This is a genomic window from Lysobacter enzymogenes, from assembly GCF_017168095.1.
Taxonomy (GTDB): domain Bacteria; phylum Pseudomonadota; class Gammaproteobacteria; order Xanthomonadales; family Xanthomonadaceae; genus Lysobacter; species Lysobacter enzymogenes_D.
In genome coordinates, this window is record NZ_LXSD01000150.1 from 1 (window position 1) to 2,732 (window position 2,732).

Consider the following 2,732-nt stretch of genomic DNA (forward strand, 5'->3'; position numbering starts at 1 on the left):
GCGCGCAGGCGGCGCTCGGCCTGTTGCTCGGCATCGGCGCGGCGCTGGCCGCCTCGCGCCTGATCCGGCGCTTCGTGTTCGGGATCAGCACCGCCGATCCGGCGGCGATCGCGCTGGTGATCGGCCTGCTCATGGCGACCGCGGCCCTGGCTGCGCTGTGGCCGGCCCTGCGCGCGGCGCGCAGCGATCCGATGCAGGCGTTGCGCGCGCAGTGAGGCGCGCGCAGTGAGGCGGGCGGTCGCCGGACGGCGGCGCCGGCGGCGTTGTTCGGGCCGTGACTTGTGGCAGTGAGCAAACCGCGGAAGCCGGCGCAGACTCGGCGCCGCTCGGGCCTCTCCCGACTCTCCCGCCTTCGACCGGATCCGCCGCGCATGCCCGCCTCCTCGCTCGCCTTGTGCGTCATCGGCCTTCGCCGCGCGTTGCCGCTGGCGCTGCTGTTCGTCGCAGCGTCCGCCGCCCACGCCGCCGCGCCTGCCGCGGAACCGGAAATCCGCACCGACGATGTCGAGCGCTTCTACGCGCTGTACAACGCCACCGACGGCCGTCCCAGCGTGGCCCAGCTCGACCAGTATCTGGCCCAGGGCAGCCCCAGCCTCAAGGAGTTCGCGCAGATGCGCCGGGTCACCGGCGAGCGCATCGCCGCGCAGATCGCCGCGGATCCTGCGATGTACCGCGATGCGCGCCGTTGTCTGGCGCTGTTGCCGAAGGTGAAGCGGCGCGTGGCCGCTTCGTTGCGCAAGCTCGGCGAACTGTACCCGCAGGCGGCGTTCCCGCCGGTGGCGATCGTGGTCGGCCGCGGCAAGCCGGTCGGCATCACCAATCCCTCCGGCGTCACCATCGGCCTGGAGGCGCTGTGCGCGGCGCAGTTCATGAATCCCGATCCGGAAGACCGCTTCGTGCGGGTCATCGCGCACGAGTACGCCCACATCCAGCAGCCCGCCGCCGCGCAGGAACTGCCGCCGGGCGATCCGCGCGGGAACGTGCGATTGATGTCGCTGACCGAAGGCGCGGCGGAGTTCGTCGCCGAAGTGATCGCCGGCGGCGTCGCCAATCCCGGCCTGGCCGTGCGCGTGCGCGGCCGGGAGAAGGCGATCGGCGAAGCGTTCCTGCGCGAGCAGGACAACACCGACTACAGCCAGTGGATGTACAACTACCGCAAGGACTCCGACGGGCCTTACGACCAGGGCTATTGGATCGGTTATCGCATCGCCCGGGCGTATTACCGGCGCGCCGACGACAAGCGCGCGGCGCTGGCGCAAATCCTGCTGATGCCCGATCCCAAGGCGTTTTTGGCGCGAAGCGGCTGGCAGCCGGGGGATTGAGCGGCGATCCACGCCGATGCGGCATCGCGTATCCGCTGCAACGCACGATCTCCGCGGAAGACGTCCGCCTGCGGACGCTGTAGCTGCACGACCGCGTTCGTCGTCTCGCCTCGTCACGCCGCATTCTTCGCCGCGACGCGCCCGCCGGTCCCTGTGATTTTCTGCTTCGCCGCGTCGCTCGCATCGCGCGCTCGCACGCGCCGATCGCCATGAATCCCGCTGTGTCCGTCGCGGCCGATTCACGCGCGCATCCCTGCCGCGTTTCTCCTCGCTGAGCCGCGTCCGCGCAGGCTGCGGACGGACGTCCCGCGAGGGCGCCGCGTGCGCAGCGAACGCGCCGGCTTCCGACCGTCGCGCCTGCGGGCGTGGCCCTGCGCGCCTGTCGGCTGCGACCGCCGATTCCACGATCCCATACGCACGATCCCGACAGGTGACCTCATGAGCCGAATCATCTACACCGGCGCGCCCGGCAATCCGCACTGGAGCACCAACCAGCCGATATTCACTCTCGCACGCGCGCAGTTGGGGGCGCTCGCGGTGCGCCAGATCGCCAACTTCGGCGCCAGCACCGCCTCGGCGGTGCTCGGGCCCGACCTGGCGATGCCCGGACAGCAAGGCAACAACGTGCCCACCGCCGGCGGCGCGCCGTGGGATCAGTTGCTGATCGGCGGCCCGCCGCTGAGTTTCGTCCAGGACCTGACCTATCCGTGGATCCGCGGCCACCTCATCAACGGCCGCTGGGGCGGGCCGGGCAACAACTGGCAGAACCTGGTGCCGCTGACCGGCGTGGGCAACGCCAATCACGCCACCGTCGAGGGCTATATCGACGGCTTCATCGCCGCCTGCTATCAGTACGAACTCGGCGGCCAGCGGCCGTCGTGGTACGGCGTGTACTACTGCGTGCAGGCCTCGGTGAGCCCGTTCTCCGATCCGACCATGACCAACGCGCAGAACCTGTATTCCTACGCGCCGGAATTCATCCGCGTGAGCTGGCGCGCGGTGAGCATCGTCAAGCCGGTCAACGTTTCCACCGGCAACGCCGCGGCCAACATCGGCAACTACGCGGTCAACGCGGTGCCGGCGTTCCCGGTGGGCTTCGCGCTGCCGCAGCTGCCGGCGGTGATGAACGGCACGCAGGTGTTGCCGGCGGCGGGCAACGTCGCCGGCGGTGCGGTGCTGGGCGCGCTGCCGGCCGGGTTCCCGGCCGCGCAGGCCAACGGCTTCGACGGCTGGATCGAAATCCACCAGAGCTGAGCACAGCCCCGGCGGCGCGGCACGGTGCGGCTGCGCCGTGCCGTCGGCGCGACGGTCGGGGCCGAGATCGACAGGCAGCGATCGCGCGCCGGACTGGGCCCAAGGCCGCGCCCGCGCCTCGCCGCGCGCGCACCACCGCGCCCGATCGACGGCGCT

3 protein-coding genes are annotated in these 2,732 nt (G+C 71.4%); all 3 read left to right on the plus strand.

Annotated features, from left to right (window positions below; translation table 11 throughout):
• Positions 1–215 (plus strand): hypothetical protein (locus tag A7A76_RS04235; protein ID WP_206410027.1); only part of this gene is annotated, 215 nt, incomplete at its 5' end.
• A 156-nt stretch (positions 216–371) separates the two neighbouring features.
• Complete coding sequence (locus A7A76_RS04240) at positions 372–1,322, plus strand: DUF2268 domain-containing protein (RefSeq protein WP_241200718.1); 951 nt, start codon at positions 372–374, stop codon at positions 1,320–1,322.
• A gap of 438 nt (positions 1,323–1,760) precedes the next feature.
• Entirely contained in the window at positions 1,761–2,576 is an 816-nt protein-coding gene (locus A7A76_RS04245) for a hypothetical protein (RefSeq protein WP_206410028.1), read from the plus strand.
• Positions 2,577–2,732 lie beyond the last annotated feature (156 nt).